This window comes from Streptomyces sp. NRRL F-5123 (genome assembly GCF_000721495.1).
Taxonomy (GTDB): domain Bacteria; phylum Actinomycetota; class Actinomycetes; order Streptomycetales; family Streptomycetaceae; genus Actinacidiphila.
This window is the reverse complement of record NZ_JOHY01000006.1, coordinates 161969-182704: the sequence shown is the minus strand read 5'-3', so window position 1 is coordinate 182704 and position 20736 is coordinate 161969. Positions and strand designations below refer to the sequence as shown.

16 protein-coding genes are annotated in these 20736 nt (G+C 71.6%); 7 read left to right on the top strand and 9 right to left on the bottom strand.

All coding sequences use genetic code 11. The features are described 5' to 3' along the window. Positions 1 to 181: 181 nt before the first annotated feature. From IH54_RS0108150 to IH54_RS0108140, 3 genes are all read right to left on the bottom strand, one after another. Entirely contained in the window at positions 182 to 1978 is a 1797-nt protein-coding gene (locus tag IH54_RS0108150; RefSeq protein WP_107060125.1) for a glycoside hydrolase family 6 protein, read from the bottom strand. 478 nt (positions 1979 to 2456) lie between these two features. Continuing rightward, positions 2457 to 4157 (bottom strand): FAD-binding dehydrogenase, encoded by a 1701-nt coding sequence (locus tag IH54_RS0108145; RefSeq protein WP_031514328.1) that lies wholly within the window; start codon positions 4155 to 4157, stop codon positions 2457 to 2459. 291 nt (positions 4158 to 4448) lie between these two features. Further along, on the bottom strand, positions 4449 to 4943 hold the full coding sequence (locus tag IH54_RS0108140) for a GNAT family N-acetyltransferase (RefSeq protein WP_234343407.1): 495 nt from the start codon (positions 4941 to 4943) through the stop codon (positions 4449 to 4451). Between the two features lie 228 nt (positions 4944 to 5171). Between IH54_RS0108140 and IH54_RS0108135 the strand changes: the two genes are divergently transcribed. Together IH54_RS0108135 and IH54_RS0108130 are read left to right on the top strand one after the other, a co-directional pair. Next, positions 5172 to 8723, top strand: a complete 3552-nt coding sequence (locus tag IH54_RS0108135; RefSeq protein WP_078862036.1) for a S41 family peptidase — start codon at positions 5172 to 5174, stop codon at positions 8721 to 8723. A gap of 111 nt (positions 8724 to 8834) precedes the next feature. Then, positions 8835 to 9542: an endonuclease V gene (locus IH54_RS0108130; RefSeq protein WP_031514322.1), complete on the top strand. Its 708-nt coding sequence runs from the start codon at positions 8835 to 8837 to the stop codon at positions 9540 to 9542. Between the two features lie 168 nt (positions 9543 to 9710). On the opposite strand, the gene IH54_RS0108125 is transcribed toward IH54_RS0108130, so the two are convergent. From IH54_RS0108125 to IH54_RS0108110, 4 genes are all read right to left on the bottom strand, one after another. After that, positions 9711 to 9941, bottom strand: coding sequence for an antitoxin (locus IH54_RS0108125; protein WP_031514320.1), 231 nt, complete (start codon positions 9939 to 9941; stop codon positions 9711 to 9713). 118 nt (positions 9942 to 10059) lie between these two features. Then, positions 10060 to 10962, bottom strand: coding sequence for an SDR family oxidoreductase (locus tag IH54_RS0108120; protein WP_031514318.1), 903 nt, complete (start codon positions 10960 to 10962; stop codon positions 10060 to 10062). Next, positions 10959 to 11918: an alpha/beta fold hydrolase gene (locus tag IH54_RS0108115; protein WP_063762258.1), complete on the bottom strand. Its 960-nt coding sequence runs from the start codon at positions 11916 to 11918 to the stop codon at positions 10959 to 10961. Before IH54_RS0108115 ends, IH54_RS0108120 begins: the two co-directional genes overlap by 4 nt. After that, on the bottom strand, positions 11915 to 13447 hold the full coding sequence (locus tag IH54_RS0108110) for a flavin-containing monooxygenase (RefSeq protein ID WP_043180152.1): 1533 nt from the start codon (positions 13445 to 13447) through the stop codon (positions 11915 to 11917). Before IH54_RS0108110 ends, IH54_RS0108115 begins: the two co-directional genes overlap by 4 nt. Positions 13448 to 13655: 208 nt before the next feature. Here IH54_RS0108110 and IH54_RS0108105 point away from each other — a divergent pair, with 208 nt between their 5' ends. The 5 genes from IH54_RS0108105 (at position 13656) to IH54_RS0108085 (ending at position 17359) form a co-directional block, all read left to right on the top strand. Further along, positions 13656 to 14534, top strand: coding sequence for a MerR family transcriptional regulator (locus IH54_RS0108105; RefSeq protein ID WP_063762256.1), 879 nt, complete (start codon positions 13656 to 13658; stop codon positions 14532 to 14534). An 87-nt stretch (positions 14535 to 14621) separates the two neighbouring features. Beyond that, complete coding sequence (locus IH54_RS0108100) at positions 14622 to 14888, top strand: DUF2630 family protein (RefSeq protein ID WP_031514313.1); 267 nt, start codon at positions 14622 to 14624, stop codon at positions 14886 to 14888. Further along, entirely contained in the window at positions 14885 to 15217 is a 333-nt protein-coding gene (locus tag IH54_RS0108095; RefSeq protein ID WP_031514309.1) for a GNAT family N-acetyltransferase, read from the top strand. Before IH54_RS0108100 ends, IH54_RS0108095 begins: the two co-directional genes overlap by 4 nt. Before the next feature lie 109 nt (positions 15218 to 15326). Then, a complete protein-coding gene (locus IH54_RS0108090) occupies positions 15327 to 16826 on the top strand; it encodes an AlkA N-terminal domain-containing protein (RefSeq protein ID WP_031514308.1) in 1500 nt (499 codons plus the stop codon). Then, complete coding sequence (locus IH54_RS0108085; RefSeq protein ID WP_043180149.1) at positions 16823 to 17359, top strand: methylated-DNA--[protein]-cysteine S-methyltransferase; 537 nt, start codon at positions 16823 to 16825, stop codon at positions 17357 to 17359. The genes IH54_RS0108090 and IH54_RS0108085 overlap by 4 nt, the downstream gene beginning before the upstream one ends. A 127-nt stretch (positions 17360 to 17486) precedes the next feature. Here the strand turns inward: IH54_RS0108085 and IH54_RS0108080 are convergent, their stop codons facing one another. Both IH54_RS0108080 and IH54_RS0108075 read right to left on the bottom strand, forming a co-directional pair. After that, entirely contained in the window at positions 17487 to 19694 is a 2208-nt protein-coding gene (locus IH54_RS0108080) for an MMPL family transporter (protein ID WP_031514306.1), read from the bottom strand. A 199-nt stretch (positions 19695 to 19893) separates the two neighbouring features. Continuing rightward, positions 19894 to 20499, bottom strand: a complete 606-nt coding sequence (locus tag IH54_RS0108075; protein WP_031514301.1) for a TetR/AcrR family transcriptional regulator — start codon at positions 20497 to 20499, stop codon at positions 19894 to 19896. Between the last annotated feature and the right edge of the window lie 237 nt (positions 20500 to 20736).

The following is a 20736-nucleotide window of genomic DNA, read 5'->3' as shown; positions in this document are numbered from 1 at the left end:
TGCTGTCGCGTCCCTCCATGGTGCACGAGGGGTACGACAGCCGGCCGCGGGGGGACGGAACGCGGAGGCCGGGGCCGGGGAACGGCGGCGGGCCCGTACCGGGACCGCGGTCCGGGTCTGGTGACCCGGATGCGGCCCCGTTACGGGCCCGGTGGGGGGATCCGCTATCGGCTGCTGTCGCTTACGAGAGCGGCGGGTATGCGTTGGCGATCAGCTGGTGGAACTCGGCCGAGAACCAGTGGCCCGCCAGAGGAGCGTTGGGCAGCGCACCCGTCGGGTTGTTGCCGTTGCGCGCGTTGCCGCCGTAGGTCGGGTCGCACATCTGGTCGAAGCCCTTGCCCTCGTCGTTGCTGACGGCCTGGCTCGCACCGTCGGACTCACCCGGCGGCTTGATCCACACGTAGGCGTCGATGTTGGTCGCGGGAGCGGCCGTCGGCCGCGCTCCGATGCCCGAACCGGACTGGTTGCACCAGTTGCCGGCGTGGATGCGCCGGTCGATGCGGCCGCCGTCGACGTAGGTGTCCACGCTGGTCGTCGCGCCCGGGCCGGTGGGACGGGCACTGCCGCCCCAGCCGTTGCGGCCGGTGTCGATCAGCATGCCGATGCTGGACGGGAAGCCGTCGGAGATCAGCTGGTTGCGCAGGCCGACCGCGTACGACTGCTCGTCCACGTAGTTGTTCCAGTCGACCCACTTCGACTGGCGCACGGTGGTGCCGTTGACGTTGTCCGTCACCTTGAAGTTGGGCTCAACGGTGGCGCTGTAGTTCGCCGTGTTGACGATGAAGCCCTGGACGTCGGACAGGCTGGCGCCGTTGGACGTCGCGACCTTGTAGAACTCCTGGGCGGACGGGCCGAGGTTGCTGTCCCAGCCCAGCCAGGCGTGGTGGCCGGCGTCGATGTAGTTGTAGGTGTTGCCGAGGGCACCCAGCTTCGAGAGGGCGTAGCTGACGCCCTTCTCGTAGTTGCCGTTCGCCTTCATCGTCGCGCAAGCGTCCGTCGAACCGGCGGTGCCGCCCGCGTTGGTGACCAGGTTGGGCAGCGAGTCGGGCTCGATGATGTTGACGATGCGCAGGTTGGAGTATGCGGAGCTGCCCTCGAGCGCGGTGATCGGGTCGATGTAGTCGGTCTCGTACTTGGCGATGTCCGTCGGGCCGAGTTCACCGTTGGAGGCCAGCGCGGAGCAGTCGCGGCCCGGCAGGTCGTAGATCACGAGCTCGATCGTCAGCGGCTGTCCCGCGGCCTGCTGGACGGCCGCGTCCAGGTGCGCCTTCAGGCCCATCCCGCCGTTCACGCCGTTGATCGCGGCGATCCGGTCGAGCCACACGGCGGTCGACTGCTTGGCGATGGCCTGGCCGCCGTCCGCAGCGGCCTGGGCGGACCACTCGGAGTTGACGTAGCCCTTGGCCCCGACGTAGGGGTTGTCCACCTTCTGACCGGGCGGCTGCGAGGTCGGCGGGGTGGTGGGCGGAGTGGTCGGAGGCGTGGTCGGCGGGGTCGTCGGCGGCGTGGTGGGAGGCGTGGTGCCGCCCGTCGAACCGCCGGTGGTGGCACCGGTGCCACCGCAGGTGACGCCGTTCAGCGTGAACGACGTCGGCTTGGCGTTCGTACCGGTGTACGTACCCTGGAAGCCGAAGTTCGTCGTCCCGCCGGTCGCGATCGCCCCGTTGTACGACAGGCTCGCGGCGTTGACGGCCGCACCCGACTGGGTGATGGTGGCGTTCCAGCCCGAGGAGACCTTCTGGTTGCCGGCGAAGGTCCAGCCGAGGTTCCAGCTGGTGACCGCGGGGCCGGTGTTGGTGACGGTCACGGACGCGGTGAACCCGCTGCCCCAGTCGTTGAGGCTGTAGTCGACCGAGCAGCCGGCTGTGGCGGCCGCCGCGGACGGGGAGTTCAGCGCGGCGGCGATACCGCCGGAGGCAATGACCATCAGACCCGCGGCAAGGGCCGCAGTTCTGCGTCGGACAATCGGGACTGCCATGTGCGAACAACCTCCATAGGGGGGATGGGCCTTTCGAAAGGGCTTCGAGAGGCCATGGGAGGTGGTGCTGTGATTCTTGTTTCGGTTACACGCTCTTAACGTGGGAGCGCTCCCATAGTGCGGAGCCCTCCTGCTCCTGTCAATGCTTGAAGCACGACAAGGCGCGCACGTCCGGGCGCCGTTGCCCCTCGGACCCCCTGTCCACGCAGGTCACGCGGGTCAGCGCCACGCCGCACGAGACGCCGCACGCGCCCTTCCGCCCACCGTGCGTCCCGGCGCGTTCGCGGCCCGAAGGACCGTCAGGTGACAAGAGGGGCGCGGCAATGTGCCGGGCAGCCCTCCGGCGCGGCACATTGCCGCGCCGGAACGCCGGCGCCGAACCGCGGTGTCGGACGGCGCGACGGGGGTACGTGGACGGGTACGCCCGCGAGCACGGCGGGGACGCGCGGGGAGTACGTGCGGCGTACGGGAGGCGTCGTTACGCGGTTGCCGCGGCCGCCGCCCTGCCCGCCGCGCGACCGGAGAACATACATCCGCCCAGGAACGTCCCCTCCAGCGACCGGTAGCCGTGCACCCCGCCGCCGCCGAACCCGGCCGCCTCGCCTGCCGCGTACAGCCCACGCAGCGGCTCGCCGCGCCCGCCTGCGCCACCCGTACCCCCGCCGGGCCCGGAATCGGCCGGCGGGGCGAGAACGCGCCCGTCGAGGTCCGTCTCCAGCCCGCCGAGCGATTTCCTGGTGAGGATGTTCAGCCGCACGGCGATCAGCGGTCCCGCCTTCGGATCCAGCAGCCGGTGCGGCGAGGCGGTGCGGATCAGCTTGTCGCCGATGTAGTTGCGCGCCCCGCGAATGGCCGTGACCTGCAAGTCTTTGGTGTAGGTGTTGGCGATTTCCCGGTCCCGGGCCTCGATCTCCCGGCGCAGCGCGTCCTCCTGCACCAGGTCCTCGCCGGTGAGCGCGTTCATGCCGCGCACCAGGGCGCCGAGTTCGCGCTCGACCACGAAGTCCACGCCGTTGCGCTTGAAGGCCTCCACTGGCCCGGGCGCGCCGGGCAGCACCCGCTTCAGCACGTCGCGCACGCTGCGCCCCGTGAGGTCCGGGTTCTGCTCCGAGCCCGACAGCGCGAATTCCTTCTCGATAATCTTCTGCGTGAGGACGAACCATGTGTATTCATGACCGGTCCTCATGATGTGCTCAAGCGTCCCGAGCGTGTCGAACCCGGGGAAATACGGCACGGGAAGCCGCTGGCCGGTCGCGTCCAGCCAGAGCGACGAGGGTCCCGGCAGGATGCGGATGCCGTGCCGGGCCCAGATCGGGTTCCAGTTCTCGATCCCCTCGGTGTAATGCCACATGCGGTCGCCGTTGATCAGCGACCCGCCCGCGGAGCCCGCAATGCCCAGCATCAGGCCGTCCACATGCGCGGGCACCCCCGACAGCAGCTTCTTCGGCGGCGTGCCGAGCCGCTCCGGCCAGGCCGTGCGCACCAGCTCGTGGTTGCCGCCGATGCCTCCGCTGGTGACGACCACGGCTTGCGCCCTGAACGCGAAATCACCCGCGACCTCACGCGAACTCGCCGTGCCGCGCTCCGCATCGCTCGGCACCAGCACCTCACCGGTCACCCCGTCGACGGCGCCGTCCGTCGTCGTCAGCCCCGTCACCCGGTGCCGGAAACGCAGCTCCACCCGGCCACGCGCGACGGCCTCGCGCACCCGCCGCTCGAACGGCTCCACGACGCCGGGGCCCGTACCCCACGTGATGTGGAAACGCGGCACCGAATTCCCCGGACCGGTGGCCAGGAAACCACCCCGCTCGGCCCACCCGACGACGGGGAAGATGCGCAGCCCCTGCCCGTGCAGCCACGCCCGCTTCTCGCCGGCCGCGAAATCCACGTACGCCTCGGCCCACTGCCGCGGCCAGTGGTCCTCGGGGCGGTCGAAACCGGCGGTGCCGAGCCAGTCCTGGAGCGCCAGGTCCCTGCTGTCCCTGATGCGCATACGGCGCTGCTCGGGCGAATCCACGAAGAACAGTCCACCGAACGACCAGAACGCCTGTCCCCCGAGCGACGCCTCCGGTTCCTGGTCGACCAGGATCACCTTCCGCCCCGCGTCGGCCAGCTCGGCGGTGGCCACCAGCCCCGCCAGACCCGCGCCCACCACTACGACGTCCGCGTCCAGCGCCATCCGCCCGCCTCCTGCTCCACACGCCCGCTGCCACCGACCTACTCGGCGGTAATGCACGTTACGCGAGCCCCGCCCGCCCGGTCAGCACCCCTGCGCAACCGCACGGTTCATCCGATGTTCCCCCTGCTCTCGATAGTCGACCGACGCCCACCGACTGTCGATTCCCTCAGGACGCGCCACCGCCGACCAGCGGCACCCGACCAGCGGCACCCGACCGGCGACACCGCAACGTCACGCCCGCATTCCGACCGCCGCGGGAACGCCGTCGACCGGCCACGGCACCCGGTCCGTTCATCGGATGTCCGACTGCCATCTGACCTCACCGTCCTGCCGCTCACCGGTGGCGACGAGCCCGACCGCTGCCGCCACCGCCGCGGACGCCGCGTGCTCCGGGTGAACATGCGCCACCACCGTCGTCACCCCCTTCCCGCGCAGCCATTCCACCAGACCGTGCGCCGCCTCCTTCGCGATGCCCTGCCCCTGCCAGGCCGTTCCCACCACCCAGGCGACCTCGGCCCGCTCGCCGGTGATCGTCGCCTGCACCGTTCCGGTCAGGCGGCCCGCCGACTCCAGCCGCACCACCCAGTTGCACCAGACGACCTCCGCGTCCCCCGACCCGGCCGCCAGCCGCTCGTACCGCACCCGCAATCGATCAGCGCTCAGCGGTACTCCCCCGATGAATTCGTGCAGCCGCCGGTCCGCCAGCACCTCGGCCATCTCCTCCGCGTGATGCGGTGCCAGCGGCAGCAGCGTCAGCCGCGGCGTAGCGATGGTTCCGGCCTCCACACACACCTCCTCGCGTCTCGCCGACCACCGAACGGAACGATCGTCCGACCACCGGACCATCGGGCCACCCAGCGCATGCCCATCGGACCGTACCCCGGCGGTCGCCCGGCGCGATGACGCACTCCGGGGGCGCACCGAGGTGAAAAGTTGCTGCCCGCGGAGCCGCCCCGAACCATAGATGAGGTGAGCGACGGCGCGTACCTACGGTTTCCGCATCTGCACGGCGACATGCTCTGCTTCGCCGCGGAGGACGACATCTGGGTCGCCCCGCTCGGCCCGCCGGGCGGTCCCCCCGGCCGCGCCTGGCGGGTGACCGCCGACCGCACCCGCGTCGGCCCGCCCCGGCTGTCCCCCGACGGATCGATTATCGCCTTCACCACCTGGCGCAGTCTGGACCCCGAGGTGCATCTGGTGCCGTCCGACGGCGGCACCTCACGTCGGCTCACCTACTGGGGCAGCACCGACACGCGCGTGTGCTCCTGGACCCCGGACGGCCACGTCCTCGCGGTGTCGTCGCACGGCCAGGCCTTCTCCTACTTCACCTGGGCACACAGCGTGCCGGTGGACGGCGGCCCGGGCGGCCCGCTGCCCTGGGGACCGGTCTCGGACATCGCCGTCCACGACGGGCCCGCCGCGGAGGGCGACGGCACGGAACGCCGTACCCTGCTGCTCACCGGCACGCCGCCGCACGAGCCGCACGCCTGGAAGCGCTACCGCGGCGGGGCGACGGGGCGGCTGTGGCTGCACGGCGAGCGCCTGGTGCCGGACATCGACGGGCACCTCGCCTCCCCGATGTTCGTCGGCGGCCGCATCGCCTTCCTCTCCGACCACGAAGGCATCGGCAACCTCTACTCCTGCCTGCCCGACGGCACCGGCCTGCGCCGCCACACCGACCACGCCGACTTCTACGCCCGCAACGCCGCCACCGACGGCCAACGCGTCGTCTACCAGTGCGCCGGCGCCCTGTGGCTGGTGGACGACCTCGGCGAGGGAGCCGAACCGCGCCGCCTGGACATCCGCCTCGGCGGCGCCCGCAGCGGCCGCCGCCCGTACCAGGTGCCCGCGGCGTCGAACATCAACGGTCTTGCCGTCGACGGCCCGGGCCGCGCCAGTGCGGTGTGCGTCCGCGGCAGCCTGTACTGGCTCACCCACCGCGACGGCCCTGCCCGCACCGTGGCCGACACCGCCGGCGCACGCGTCCGGCTGCCGGAGATGCTGGGCGACACCGGTCTGGTCGGCTACGTCACGGACGCCGAGGGAGAGGACGGCATCGAGCTGGCCCCGCTCCCCGGCCGCGCCTCCCGCGCGCTCAGCCGCGGCCCCGAATCGGCAGCCGACGTGGCCGCCGCGCTCACCGCGCCCGAACCCGTCGGCACGGCGCCGGACACCGTCCCGGTGGCCGGCGCACCGTCGCGCACGGCGGGAGACGACGATCGAACGACCACAGACGATGACCACACATCGCCAATCGATAGCCATACGGTCAGAAGGGGCTCCACCCGGGTGGCCTACGTCGACGGCGTCCTCGTGCCCGCCACCGGCGGCGGCCACGACGGCGCCCTGCCGCCCGTGGACGAGCCGGGCACGGCCACGACTCGCATGGCCGTGGGCCGCCTCGGCCGCGTCCTCGAGTTGGTGTCGGCCCCGGACGGCGGCACGCTCGCCGTCGCCTCGCACGACGGCCGCCTGCTGCTGGTGGCCACCGGCGCCGGCGAGGGTCCGTCCGACTACGACGACATCGGCGACGTCGCCGAAGAGCCCCGGCCGCCCGCCGGAACGGTGACCGAGCTCATCCGCTCCACCAACGGCCCGGTGCGCGACCTCGCCTTCTCCCCCGACTCGGCCTGGCTGACCTGGTCGCATCCCGGTGTCGGCCGCTCGCTGCGTTCCGTCAAGATCGCCCGACTGTCCGACAGCACGATCATCGACGTCACCAACGGCCGATTCGAGGACGAGCAGCCGGTCTTCACCCGCGACGGCCGTTACCTCGCGTTTCTCTCCTGGCGCGGCTTCGACCCGGTGTACGACGTCCACACCGGCGACCTGTCGTTCCCTCTCGGCTGCCGCCCGTATCTCGTCCCGCTCAACTCGGCGACACCGTCGCCCTTCGCGCTCCCCATCGACGGCGAACCGGTCGGCGGCGGCCTTGACCCCGGCGAGAGCGGCGGCGACAGCGACGGCCCCGTCGTCGTGGAGGCCGAGGGCCTGTCGGACAGGGTGACGCCCTTCCCCGTGCCGGCCTCGAAGTACTCCTCGCTCGAACCGGTGCAGGGCGGCCTGGTCTGGCTGCGCTGGCCCATCTCCGGCGCCCTGGGCGAGACCTTCGTCAACCCGACGGACCCGTCGGCGCGCCCCACCCTGGAGTTCTACAGTCTCGGGAAGTCCAAGAAGACCGAACTGGTCCGGCACATGGACTGGTACGCCGTCAGCGGAGACGGCCGCCGCCTGGCCGTCTACGACGAGGGCGAGCTGGCGGTCCTGCCCGCCAACGAGCGCGGCGACGACGAAACGACCGTCTACGTCGACATGCGCCGCATCCTGCACGAGGTCGAACCCGGCGCGGAATGGCGGCAGTCCTACGCCGAGGCGGGCCGCCTGATCCGCGACTACTTCTGGGCGCCTGACATGTGCGGCGTGGACTGGCCCGCCGTCCTCGACCAGTACCGGCCGCTGGTGGACCGCGTCGCCACGCCCGACGAGTTCGCCGACCTCCTGCGCGAGGTCCTCGGCGAGCTGGGCACGTCCCACGCGTACGTCGCCGCCGCCCGCCGCAACGAGGGCCCGCCGCACTACCAGCGCCCCATCGGTCTGCTCGGCGCCGACTTCCAGCACAACAAGGACGGCACATGGACGGTCGTCCGCATCCTGCCGGGCGAATCCTCGGACTCCAAGGCACGTTCCCCGCTCGCGGGCACCGGCATCCGCGAGGGGGCCGTCCTCACCCACGTCGACGGCCGCCCGGTGGACCCGCAATCGGGTCCTTTCCCGCTGCTGGCCGGTGCGGGCGGCACCACGGTGGAGCTGACCTTCCGCCCGCCCGGCGGCGGCCCGCCGCGCCGCGTCGCCATCGTTCCGCTAATCGATGATCGACCTCTGCGCTACCAGCACTGGGTCGCAAGGCGCCGCAAGGTCGTACGGCACCTCAGCGGCGGCCGGTGCGGCTACCTGCACATCCCCGACCTGGGCGGCTCCGGTTGGGCGCAGTTCAATCGCGACCTACGCAAGGAAGTCGCCTATGACGCGCTGATCGTCGACGTCCGCGGCAACGCCGGCGGAAACATCAGCGAACTGGTCATCGAGAAGCTGACCCGCACCGTCCTGGGCTGGGACATCACCCGCAACGCCCAGCCCGTCTCGTACACCGGCAACGCCCCCCGCGGACCGATCGTCGCCGTCGCGGACGAGGCGACGTCCTCCGACGGCGACATGATCACCGCCGCGTTCAAACTGCTGGGCCTCGGCCCGGTCGTGGGCCTGCGCACCTGGGGCGGCGTCGTCGGCATGACCGGCCGACACCGGCTCGGCGACGGGACAGTCATCACCGTCCCGATGAACGCCGCGTGGTTCGACGCCTACGGATGGTCGATCGAGAACCAGGGGGTGGCCCCCGACATCGAGAGCCTGCGCACCCCGTTGGACTGGGCGGAAGGGCGGCACGGCCAGCTCGACGTCGCCGTCCGCACCGCGCTGACCCTGCTCTCCCAGCACCCCGCCGCCTGCCCGCCGGACCTCTCCGACCGCCCCGACCGCTCCCGCCCCCCGCTGCCTCCGCGCAGCTGACCGTACGGCGGTCGCGGCGGCGGGCACGGCGCAGTCCGCGCCGGGCGAGCGCAGCCGCGCCCTGACATCCGTCAGGAGCGCCGCGTGCCCGGACCGTGGCAGCCTGGCGTCATGGACACCCACAACAACGCAAGACCCGCGTCCTGGCCGCGGACGGAGGAAGAGGCACTCGCCGAGCAGGGGCGCCTGCGCGCCCTGGCCGATCTCGCGTCCGCCGGACCGGCGCCGGAGGACGTACGCCTGGTCGCCGGCGTGGACGTGTCCTATGCCACCGACAGCGACGCCCTGGTGGCGGCCGCCGTGGTGCTGGACGCGGCGAGCCTGGAGCCGGTCGAGATCGCCGTGGTGGAGGGAAGCGTCACCTTCCCGTACGTGCCGGGATTGCTGGCTTTCCGCGAACTGCCCTCGGTGCTGGCGGCGTTGGAGAAGCTGACGCACACGCCGCAGCTGCTGGTGTGCGACGGCTACGGTGTCGCGCATCCGCGCCGTGCCGGGCTCGCGGTGCATCTGGGGGTGCTGACGGGACTGGCCTGCTTCGGCGTGGCCAAGACGCCGTTCGTCTTCAGCCATGGCGAGGTCGGTCACGAGCGCGGTGCGGGCGCGCCGTTGACGTCGGAGGAGGGTGAGGTGGTCGGCCGCGCGCTGCGCACCCGGCCGGGCGTCAAACCGGTGTTCGTCTCCGTGGGCCATGGCATCGGGCTGGACAACGCCTGCGCTCATACGCTGCGGCTGACACCGCGGTTCCGCCTTCCGGAGACGACGCGTTGGGCCGACCGCGTCAGCCGCGAACGCCTGCGCGCCGCCGCACCGTCCGCCTGACCGGCGCCCCCGCCCGCTGCCCCTTCCCCGGGATCGCGCAGCCACCGGGTGCGGAACGCAACGCGGTACGCGGCAGGCAGGCCGGTAGGGCAACGGAAAAAGGGGCGCCCGTCAGGACACCCCTTTCCCCGGATCACGGCATCAGCGCGATCGTCTCACGGCGCGACGTCAGCTCCAGTCGTCCTGGGGCTCGTCGTTCGAGTCCTGGCCCATGCGACGGCGAGCCTGCTCCTCGCCCCGCTGGGCCTGCTCGTCGAAGCGGCCACCGGTGCGCTCCGAGGCTTCCTGGCCGGCGCGCTGCGCGCCCTCCTGGGCCCGGTCGGAGCCCTGGCGGCGGGCCCCCTTGGCCTTCTCGCCGTACTCGCTCGCCTTGTTCCTGATGTCGTCCGTACCGCCCATGGTGAACTCCTCCTGGAGTGTGTGGGGAAGTGGCCTCGATCAGGCTTACACGGGCGGACAAGCCACGCATCCCGGGGCGATCATCTGCCAATCGACCCAGGTCAGAGGGGTTTTACGGTCACGGAACGTGATGCTCGGCCGCGCGGGCCGACTCGTCCGCGGCCCCGCCCTTCCCGACCAGACCCCGCCGCACGGTGGCGCCGCGGGCAAGGGCAGGGGCGGCGCGCCGCATCTCCCGCCGCCCGAGCGGTCCCCCGATGAACGCCGGCAGGTACCCGCGCACCGACTGCATGCCGCGCAGCCACCACTGGGCGTAGACGTGGGACGAACGCCGCTCGATACCCGCGGCGATACGTTCCACGGCCGGTTCCAGCGGGTAGGTACGGTTCGTCGGCCACGGCAGCCGCGCCCGCAATTCCCGCAGGACGTCGTCCTCGTCGGCTCCGCGCACCATGTCGGTGTCGGTCCAGGAGAGATACCCGACTCCCACCGCCACGCCCTGGTGACCGACTTCGGCGCGCAGGCTGTGGGCAAAGGCCTCCACTCCCGACTTGCTGGCGCAATATGCCGCCATCATCGGCGCCGGCGTCATCGCGGCGAGCGACGCGATCTGCAGCAGGTAGCCGCGGGACGCGACGAGCGCAGGCAGGAAAGCCCGCGCGGTGGCGATGCTGCCCAGCAGGTTGACGTGGATCACGCGGTCGAACGCGTCCGGATCGGCGTCGAGGAACGGGCCCCCGGTCGCCACCCCTGCGTTGGCCACCACGACGTCGATCCGTCCGAAGCGCGCGAGCACCTCGCCGGCGACACGCGCCATCGTCTGCCGGTCGGTGACGTCCGCCGTCCAGCACTCGGCGTCGCCCTCCAACGAGGCCGCGACCCGCTCGAGTTCGTCGGGCTCGAGACCGACGAGCGCCAGCCTGGCCCCGCGCGCCGCGAGCTTGCGCGCCAGCAGCTCGCCCACCCCGCGGGCGGCGCCGGTCACCACCACCACCTTGCCCTGCACCCCTTGTCGGCTCATGCGCTCTTCTCCTCCGCGACAGCGTCGCTCTTCCGGGAATCCGCCCCGCCGGCCACCGACGGCCCCGCGTGGTCGGCGGCCAGTGACCGTATGACCCCCGCGACGGCGGCCGGGTCCTCGATCGGCGTCATGTGCCCTAGACCGGGCAGTTCGGTCAGCCCCACGCAGTGCGGCAGCGCCCGCGCCATGCCGCGCGCGTGCACGCGAGGCGTGAGCTTGTCGTGCGTGCCGGCCAGGACGGCCGTGGGCGCGGTCAGCCCCGCGAGTTCGGCGTCCAGGTCGAGGACGGAGAGCACTCGGCCCCACGCGGCCCTCCGGCGCGGCTTGCAGGCGTGCACGATCTGTGCGGTGAACACCGCCTGCTCGCGGGTCGGCGAGGCGCCCAGGACGCCGTAGGCGAAGGCTGCGCGCGTCAGGGGGGTGACGGGGCCCAGCGGCAGCGGGGAGACCAGCAGCTGGCGGTGCAGGGCGCGGCGCAGCCACCGCGCCGACAGCCGCTGCGGCAGCACCTCGGTCGAGCCGAGCAGCCGCGCGCTGCCGGTACTGGCCAGCAGCACCGCCGCGGTACGCCGGGTGACCTGCTCCCGGCCGGAGGCCGCCATGATCGTCATACCGCCCATGGAGTGGCCTGCGAGCACGGCCCGTTCCCCGTCCGGTACGGCCGCTTCCAGTACGCCTTGCAGATCGTCGGCCAGCGCGCCGGTGCCGTACCCCTTGCGGGTGGCCGGCGGCGCGCTGCGTCCATGACCGCGCTGGTCGTAGGCGACGACCCGGAAGTCCGGTGCCAGCAGCCGTACGACCGGGGCCCAGAAGAGTATCGAGCAGGTCCAGCCGTGCGAGAGGACCACGGTCGCCCCGTCGGTGCGGCCGAACTCCTCGACATGGATGCGGGTTCCGTCCGCGGACGCCACCTCGAACGCCCGCCTCGGGGCCACCGCCTCGTAGGGGAGCGTCATGACGCGGCCTCCGCCCCGACCGTACGATCGTCGCCCACCGGCGAGATGTCACCCTCGACGGGCGCGATCAGATCGTATTCCGAGAGCACGAGTTGCCTGGTCGCCCGCCGGAACTCCGCCGTGGTCCCCGGCCACGCCGTCGTGTTGCGCCCGTTGGCGTCCAGGTACCAGCTCTTGCAGCCGCCGGTGTTCCATACCGTGCGCTCGGCACGGCGCTGCACCTCGGCATTCCACGCCGTGACCGCGGCGGGCCGGGCGTCCAGGGCTGCGGCGCCGGTACGCGACAGTGTGCGCAGATAATCGATGACGTAGTTGAGCGATGATTCGATCATCAGGATCATCGAGCTGTTCCCCAGGCCGGTGTTGGGGCCGATGACGAACAGCAGGTTGGGGAAGCCGTCGACCGTGCAGCCGCGCAGCGCCGCCATCCCGCCCTTCCAGTGCTCACTGAGCGTGCGCCCGTCGGCGCCGACGACGCGGTCGCCTATAGGCATCTCGGTGACGTGGAAACCGGTGCCGAAGACGATCGCGTCGACCTCGCGCTCGGTCCCGTCGGCGGTGACCACGGACGAACCGCGCACCTCGGTCAGAGCCGCGGTCACCACTTCGGTGTTCGGCTGGGCGAGTGCCGGGTAATAGGTGTTGGACAGCAGGATCCGCTTGCAGCCGATCGTGTAGTCCGGGGTGAGCCGCGCGCGCAGCGCCGGGTCCTTGACGGAGCGGCGCAGATGGCCGCGGGCCATGCGTTCCGCCGCCTTCAACAACCGCGGGTGCCTGACGAATGCCCCCACCTGGAATTCCCTGATCAGCCACAGGACTCCGCGCCGCGCCTTCGCCGTGCTCGGCACCTTCCCGTGCAGCCACCGTTCGGCCGCGCTGACGGGCCGGTCGACCCGTGGCAGTACCCAGGGCGGAGTGCGCTGGACGACGGTCAGCCTGCCGACCTCCGGCTGGATGGACGGCACGATCTGGATCGCCGACGCGCCCGTGCCGACCATGGCGACGCGCTTGCCCCGGAGGTCGAAGCCGTGGTCCCAGCGGGCCGAGTGAAAGACCCTTCCCGGGAATCCTTCGATGCCGGGGATGTCGGGGATCTTCGGGTCGGACAGCGGGCCGGTCGCCGAGACGACGACGTCCGCCGTCAGCTCGCCGGCTGCCGTGGTCAGCTCCCAGCGGCGCCGCGCGACGTCCCAGCGCGCCCGCTGCACCTCCGCGCCGAACCGCAGGTGCGGCCGCAGGCCGAAGGTGTCGGTGACACGCTCCAGGTAGTCCCTGATGTGCTGCTGCCCGGAAAAGGCGCGCGGCCAGTCCGGGTTGGGTGCGAAGGAGAACGAGTAGAGGTGCGAGGGCACGTCGCACGCGCAGCCCGGGTAACTGTTGTCGCGCCACGTGCCGCCGACTGCGTCGGCGCGTTCCAGGATCACGAAGTCGGTGATCCCCTCGCGTCGCAGCCGTACAGCGGCTCCCAGCCCGCCGAACCCGGATCCGATCACCGCCACCCGCACGTGCTCGCGGTTGTCGTCGTCCATGGCACCGCCCCTTCCTACCGGCCGCTCGTCCGCGCCCGGGGCTCCGACCGGCCCCGACACACCATGCCATCAATCACTGGCATTGTCAGGACTGTAGAACACAGGTGTTACCTCCGGTAGGGGGCGGACCGAAAACTCTTCCGCAGACTCGCGGTAAGGACCGCCGCATCCGGGACGAAGCCCCTTACCCAGCACATAGGCTGGCCGGGTGAACGACCGCGTGGACCAGACAGGCACGGCGGACCCGGGTGCTGCCGGCGCACATGCCGCCGCCGAACACCCGGGCGCACGCGAGTACCGCGTGGAGGAGTTGGCGGAAGCCGCCGGCATACCGGTACGGACCCTGCGCTTCTACCGCGAGCGACGGCTCCTGCCACCGCCGCGACGCGACGGACGTATCGCCTGGTATTCGGAGAGCCATCTCGCCCGGCTGCGCACCATTGCCGCACTGCTCGAACGCGGCCACACCCTCGGCGGCATCGCCGAGCTGATCACCGCGTGGGAGAAGGGACGCACCCTGGGCGGCGTCGCCGAACTCCTCGGCCTCGACGAGACACTCGCCGCGCCCTGGTCGGACGAGACCCCGGTCGTCCTGACCCCGCAGGAGCTGGCGGACCACTTCGGCGACGACGTCAGTCCGGAGAACCTGACCACCGCACTGGAGATCGGGTACATCGCCGTCGAGGGCGAGAACGCTTTGCACACCAGCCGCCGCCTGCTCGACGTGTCGGCCGCGCTCGTACGCGAGGGCGTCCCCCTGGCCGCGGTGCTCGCCGCCGGCCGCGAGGTGCGCGGCCACGTCGACGCCATCGCCGAGCTCTTCACCCAGGTCGTCAAGACGCACGTCCTGGGTCCGCTGGACGACCTGCCGCCCGAGCACGTCCAGCGCGTCTCCGACACGATGCAGCGGCTGCGCCCGCTCGCCAAGGACATCGTCGACGCCGAGATGTCGCTGGCCATGGAACGCCGGGTGCGCACCGAGATCGAGGCGTGGCTGCGCCGCCAGGAGGCCGCCACGGGCGCCGCCGGCAGCGACCCGCACCAGGAGACCGGGGACCGCGCGGCGCCGCGCGAGCGGCCCGCGTAGCGCCGCCGGGGGCCGGTCCGCCCCGAGCGCCGGGCGCGGCGACCTGCAAGAGTGGAGTACAGCGACCCCGTTTGGGAGGTGTCACCCGTGCAAGAGCCCCACGACGCCGGCGCGGAGCAGGCGATCCTCGGCCGGATCAGCAGGATGGTGGCCGACGAGAAGGCCCTGCGCGAACTGCTCGCCGGATCCGACTCCGACGGCGCGGACGAGCGCGACCGACTCACCGCGCTGGAACACGAACTCGACCAGTGCTGGGATCTGCTACGCCAGCGTCGCGCCCTGTCCGAGGCCGGCGAGGACCCCGGCGGCGCACGGGTCCGCCCCTCCTCGACCGTGGAAGGCTACAGGTCGTGACGGAATCCGCAGCAACGGGCGGCGCGACGCCCGTCACGGTCACCGACTCACCGCAGGCCGACCGGTACGAGGCCAGGATCGGCGACGACCTGGCCGGCACGGCCGCGTACATGCGCACACCTGAGGTGATCGCCTTCATCCACACCGAGGTCGGCGACGCCTACGAGGGCCGGGGGGTCGGCTCAGCGCTCGCCCGCACGGCAATGGACGGTGCCCGCGCGCAGGGGCTGCGCGTCCTGGCCATCTGCCCGTTCATCGCCGGATGGCTCGACCGGCACCCGGAATACGACGACCTGCGGTACGTACCGGAGAGCAGCGTCTCCGACTGACCGTGTCGCACCCCGTCGGCGCCGTTCGGCGCCATGTCCCGCGCCGACCGCCACGTCGATGTCGTTTTCCCGCCAGACCGGCATCGTGACGAGGAGCGATGCTTGAAGGGTGCATACGGACTTCGACGCCTGCGTCCACGCCGTCCAGTCGAAGGACGCCCGTTTCGACGGGTGGTTCTTCACGGCGGTGCTGACCACCCGCATCTATTGCCGGCCCAGCTGCCCGGCCACGCCCCCGAAGGCCGCGAACATGACCTTCTACCCGAGCGCGGCGGCCGCGCAGCAGGCGGGGTTCCGGGCCTGCAAGAGATGCCGGCCCGACGCCAGCCCGGGCTCGCCGCAGTGGAACGAGCGCGCCGACCTGGTGGCCCGCGCCATGCGTCTGATCGCCGACGGCGTGGTGGACCGAGAGGGCGTGCCCGGGCTGGCGGCACGGCTCGGCTACAGCGCCCGCCAGGTCGAGCGCCAGCTGCTCGCGGAACTGGGCGCCGGCCCGCTCGCCCTGGCGCGCGCCCAGCGCGCCCAGACCGCGCGGCTACTCATCGAGACCACGGCCATGCCGATGGGCGAGATCGCCTTCGCCGCAGGTTTTGCCAGCATCCGCACGTTCAACGACACCGTTCGCGAGGTCTTCGCCCTTGCACCGGGTGAGCTGCGCGCCCGGGTCGCCAAAGGCCGTCCCGCCGCCAGTCCCGGCTCCCTGTCGCTGCGGCTGCCCTTCCGCAAGCCCCTCACTCCTGACAACCTCTTCGGGCACCTGGCGGCGACCGCGGTGCCCGGCGTCGAGGAATGGCGGGCGGGCGCTTTCCGCCGCACCCTGCGGCTGCCGCACGGCACGGCCGTCGCCGAGCTGCGGCCACTGCCCGACCACATCGGCTGCCGGTTGTGGCTCACCGACTGGCGCGACCTCGCGCAGGCCATCAGCCGCTGCCGCCGACTGCTCGACCTGGACGCCGACCCGCAGGCGGTCGACACACTCCTCTCGGCCGACCCGGTGCTCGCACCGCTGGTCGCCAAGGCGCCCGGACGGCGGGTGCCCCGGGTCGCGGACGGGCCCGAGTTCGCCGTCCGCGCGGTACTGGGGCAGCAGATCTCCACCGCCGCGGCGCGGACCCACGCCGGGCGGCTGGTCGCGGCCTACGGAGACACCGTGGACGACCCCGCGGGCGGCCTCACCCACCTCTTCCCCTCCCCCACCGCGCTGGCCGACCACGACCCCGCCGAACTCGCGATGCCGCAGAGCCGCAGGAACACCCTGGCGGCGCTGCTGCGGGCCCTGGAGGGCGGCGGGCTGGACCTCGACGTCGGGAGCGACTGGCAACGCGCACGCGCGCAGCTGGCGGCCCTGCCGGGCTTCGGGCCCTGGACCGTCGAGACCATCGCCATGCGGGCCCTCGGCGACCCCGACGCCTTCCTGCCGACCGACCTCGGCATCCGCTACGCCGCGCGCGACCTCGGCCTGCCGACGGCCCCCGCCGCCCTGACACGCCATGCCGCCGCCTGGCAGCCGTGGCGGGCCTATGCGACGCAGTACCTGTGGGCGACGGGCGATCATCCGATCAACGTCCTGCCCACCGACCACCCTCTCCCGGAAGGCGCCGCACGATGACCACCACTACTGCCCCCACGGACACGGACACATCCGTCCATACGATCACCGACAGTCCCGTCGGCCCGCTGACGCTCGTCGTCCGCAGGGGCGGCCTCGCGGGTGTCTACATGACCGAGCAGCGGCACCTTCCGGCACCGGAGACGTTCGGACCGCGCGTGGCAGTCACCGACCACCCGGTGCTTGCGCGCACGGCGGAACAGCTGGCGGGCTACTTCGCGGGCGACGTCCGCGACTTCGACATCGACCTGTCGGTGTCGGGCACTGCGTTCCAGCAGCGGGTATGGGCGGCGCTGCGCGACATCCCGTACGGCGAGACCGTCTCCTACGGCGAACTCGCCGCCGCCCTGGGGCAGCCCACCGCCTCCCGCGCGGTCGGACTGGCCAACGGCCGGAACCCGGTGAGCATCATCGTGCCCTGCCACCGCGTGGTCGGTGCGAACGGCAGCATGACGGGCTACGGCGGCGGCATCGACCGCAAGCGCTGGCTGCTGGGCTTCGAGAACGGCACCCGGCAGCCGGTCCTGGGCTGACGCCCGCTCACCACCGGCGCGCGGGGCACCAGGGCATCAACCCGGCGCCCCGCACATCACCCTCGCGGCGGGCAGGGACGAGCCGGCCGGTTGACGCGAAGTACGACAGCCGGGCGACGGGCGCCGTTCAGATGACGGCGGGCTCCCGCTCCTCCTGGCCGTCGGCGGCCTGCGGCGGCTCCACGAGCGCCTTGCGCAGCTGCTCGCCCTCCACGTCGACGTTCGGCAGCACGCGGTCCAGCCTGCGAGGCAGCCACCACGCGGCGCGCCCGAGCAGGGCGAGCACCGCGGGCACGATGGTCATACGAACGATGAACGCATCGAACGCCACGGCGATCGCGAGCCCGAAGCCCATCATCTTGATCATCGATTCGGACGATCCGATGAATCCGGCGAAGACACTGATCATGATGACTGCGGCCGCGGAGACCACCCGCGCGCCGTGCGTGAAGCCGGTGACGACCGCCTGCCCCGGTGTCTCGCCGTGCACGTAGGCCTCGCGCATCCGGGTGACCAGGAAGACCTCGTAGTCCATGGCGAGACCGAACACCACACCGACCATGAAGATCGGCATCATGCTCATGATCGGACCGGTCTGCTCCACCCCCAGCAGGCCGGCCAGCCAGCCCCACTGGAAGACCGCCACGACGGCGCCGAGCGCCGCGAGCACCGACAGCAGGAAGCCCAGTGCGGCCTTCAGCGGCACGAGCACCGACCGGAAGACGACCATCAGGAGCAGGAAGGCGAGCCCCACCACCAGTGCCAGATAAGGCAGCAGCGCGTCGTTCAGGCGCTGTGAGACGTCGATGTTCATGGCGGTGGTGCCGGTCACCAGCACCTCGGCGCCGGTGGTCTTCTCGAACTCACCCGAATGGCTGCGGATGACGTGCACCAGATCCTCGGTCCGGGCACTGCTCGGCTTGGAGACGGGCACCACGGTCAGCGTCGCGGCGTCACCCTTGGGGTTGAACGACGGCTCGGTCACCGTCTTGACGTCCGCGAAGCCGGAAATCGTCCGCTTGATGTCCTGGGCTGCCGCCTTGGGGTCGCCGGTGTGCGCGCCGTCGACGACGACCATGAGGGGACCGTTGAAGCCGGGCCCGAAACCGTCGGAGAGCATGTCGTAGGCCCGCCGCTGGGTGGTGCTCACCGGCTGCGAACCGTCGTCCGGCAGGCCCAACTGCATGCTGGTCATCGGCACGGCCGCCAGCCCGAGCGCCACCACCCCGGCGAGCAGGAAGGGCACGCGCCGCCGCACGACCAGCCGCGCCCACCTGGTGCCCATGTTGGGCTTGCCGGACGGTGCCGCCCGGCCCTTGCGGACCTTGCGCGTGAGCACCTTGGGTCCGGCGAAGCCCAGCAGGGCAGGAATGAGCGTGAGCGCGATCAGCACGGCCAGCGCGACGGTGGCGGCTGCCGCCAGACCCATCTTGGTGAGCATCGGGATGTTGACGACCGACAGCCCCGCGAGTGCGATCAGCACCGTGAGCCCGGCGAAGACCACCGCGGATCCGGCCGTGCCGACCGCGCGCCCCGCCGCTTCCTCGCCGTCGCGGCCCTCCATCAGCTCGTGGCGATGACGCGAGACGATGAACAGTGCGTAATCGATACCGACGGCAAGACCGATCATCGATGCCAGCGTCGACGACGTGCTCGAAAGTCCGAGCGTGCTCGCGAGTGCGGTAATCGATGCGATACCGACGCCGACACCCATGATCGCGGTGAGCAGCGGCAGCCCCGCCGCGACCAGCGACCCGAAAGTGAGCAGAAGGACGACCGCGGCGATGCCGATGCCTATCGCCTCGCTGTTGCCGGTCGACGGCGAAGCCTGCACCGCGGTGCCGCCGGTCTCCACCGTCAGCCCGGCGTCGCGGCCGTGCTGCGCGACAGCGTCGATCGCGGTGTGCGTCGCGTCGGTGATCTCCATCGACTTGGCTTGGAAGGTGACGGTCGCATAAGCCGTCGTCCCGTCCTTGCTCACGGCGTCGGCGGCGTACGGGTCACCGACGGTCGCCTGCTGCGGCATGTGCCGGAGCTCGGTGACCGCCTTCTCCACGGCCTCCTTGGCCGGCCCGGCGGTGACCTTCTGCCCGCCCGGCGCCTGGAACACCATGCGAGCGCTCGCGCCGTCGGCATTGGTGCCGGGAAATCGTTCGTGCAGCAGGTCGAAGGCCTTCTGCGCCTCCGTGCCCGGAACGGTGAAGTTGTCGGACGGCGCGGACGGCGCCGTCGCGGCCCCGACCCCGGCCAGCGCCAGCAGCGCGACCCAGACGAGCACGACGTATCGCCGTCGCCGGAAGGCGAACCGGCCCAGTTTGTACAGGTAGGTGGCCATGGAGAAGGAGGGCTCCCGTCAGGAGGGGCGGATATTGGGCGTGTGGAACCAGCCCGACGACGAGAGCGGCGTGTCAGGTGGGCGGAGGAACGGAAGGACGAGCAAGCAACCCGGGCGGGTGATCGGCGCCGCCAGGGCATGCGTCACCGAAACGGTGACCTGCTCCTACGAGGTCGGTTCACTCGGTACGGCTATGGGGTCAGGAGTCTTGTGACAATCCGAGGGCGGGGATGACCACGGCGTCGATGTATCTGTGGCTGAACTCGGGATCGGCGTCGATTCCCTCGAGGATGGGACGGGCCAGCGCACTGCCGAACAGCATGTGCGGGATGAAGTCGCGCGCCGGGTTGTCGGCCGACAGCTCGCCGCGGTCGACGGCGCGCTGGACCAGGGCGCGGAAGCTGTCCAGCTCCGGCTCGATGAGTTGCTCACGCAGGGCCGTGAAGAGGTCCTCATTGCGGAACGCCGCGTGCGCCAGGCCACGCATGAGTTCCTGGTCGCGCTTGGAGTCGTCCACGTCGTGGCACCGCACGAGTTCGTGCAGGTCACCAGCCATCGATCCGGTGTCGATGTCCGAGGGTGACACCGGCTTGATGATCCTCAGCGCGGTGGCGACCAGTTCCGGCTTGCCCTTCCACTGGCGGTAGAGGGTGGCCTTGCTCGACCGCGTGCGGGTGGCGACGGCGTCCATGGTGAGCGCCTCGTATCCGACCTCGCGCAACAGCTCGACGACCGCCTCGAACAGCTCCCGCTCGCGTTCGGGGGTCAGGCGCGTACGACGCCCGGCAGACGCCTGAGCCGTCATGTCCTCTCCTCCGAATGCAGTGGTTGGGCGGCCATAGCGTACGGCCTCGTCCCGTAGGGCGTGGACACCTTCGGCCATCCCTCGTCGAACCTCATCGAAACGATGTCGTACACCTAGAGCGTAGACGACCCACGATCGAAACGCCACCGTTTCGATCGTGGGTCGTATCACTCGCAGAACGGGAACCTGGCGCCACCACGACGGACGCCTTTCCGGCACATATCGCACAGCCGCAGG

Bases quoted from the DNA above. Each gene is read 5' to 3' on its own strand.
- IH54_RS0108145 (WP_031514328.1), bottom strand. From the start codon at position 4,157: ATGGCGCTGGACGCGGACGTCGTAGTGGTGGGCGCGGGTCTGGCGGGG.
- IH54_RS0108120 (WP_031514318.1), bottom strand. From the start codon at position 10,962: ATGAGCCGACAAGGGGTGCAGGGCAAGGTGGTGGTGGTGACCGGCGCC.
- IH54_RS0108150 (WP_107060125.1), bottom strand. From the start codon at position 1,978: ATGGCAGTCCCGATTGTCCGACGCAGAACTGCGGCCCTTGCCGCGGGT.
- IH54_RS0108110 (WP_043180152.1), bottom strand. From the start codon at position 13,447: ATGGACGACGACAACCGCGAGCACGTGCGGGTGGCGGTGATCGGATCC.
- IH54_RS0108130 (WP_031514322.1), top strand. From the start codon at position 8,835: ATGGACACCCACAACAACGCAAGACCCGCGTCCTGGCCGCGGACGGAG.
- IH54_RS0108125 (WP_031514320.1), bottom strand. From the start codon at position 9,941: ATGGGCGGTACGGACGACATCAGGAACAAGGCGAGCGAGTACGGCGAG.
- IH54_RS0108085 (WP_043180149.1), top strand. From the start codon at position 16,823: ATGACCACCACTACTGCCCCCACGGACACGGACACATCCGTCCATACG.
- IH54_RS0108115 (WP_063762258.1), bottom strand. From the start codon at position 11,918: ATGACGCTCCCCTACGAGGCGGTGGCCCCGAGGCGGGCGTTCGAGGTG.
- IH54_RS0108080 (WP_031514306.1), bottom strand. From the start codon at position 19,694: ATGGCCACCTACCTGTACAAACTGGGCCGGTTCGCCTTCCGGCGACGG.
- IH54_RS0108135 (WP_078862036.1), top strand. From the start codon at position 5,172: ATGCTCTGCTTCGCCGCGGAGGACGACATCTGGGTCGCCCCGCTCGGC.
- IH54_RS0108075 (WP_031514301.1), bottom strand. From the start codon at position 20,499: ATGACGGCTCAGGCGTCTGCCGGGCGTCGTACGCGCCTGACCCCCGAA.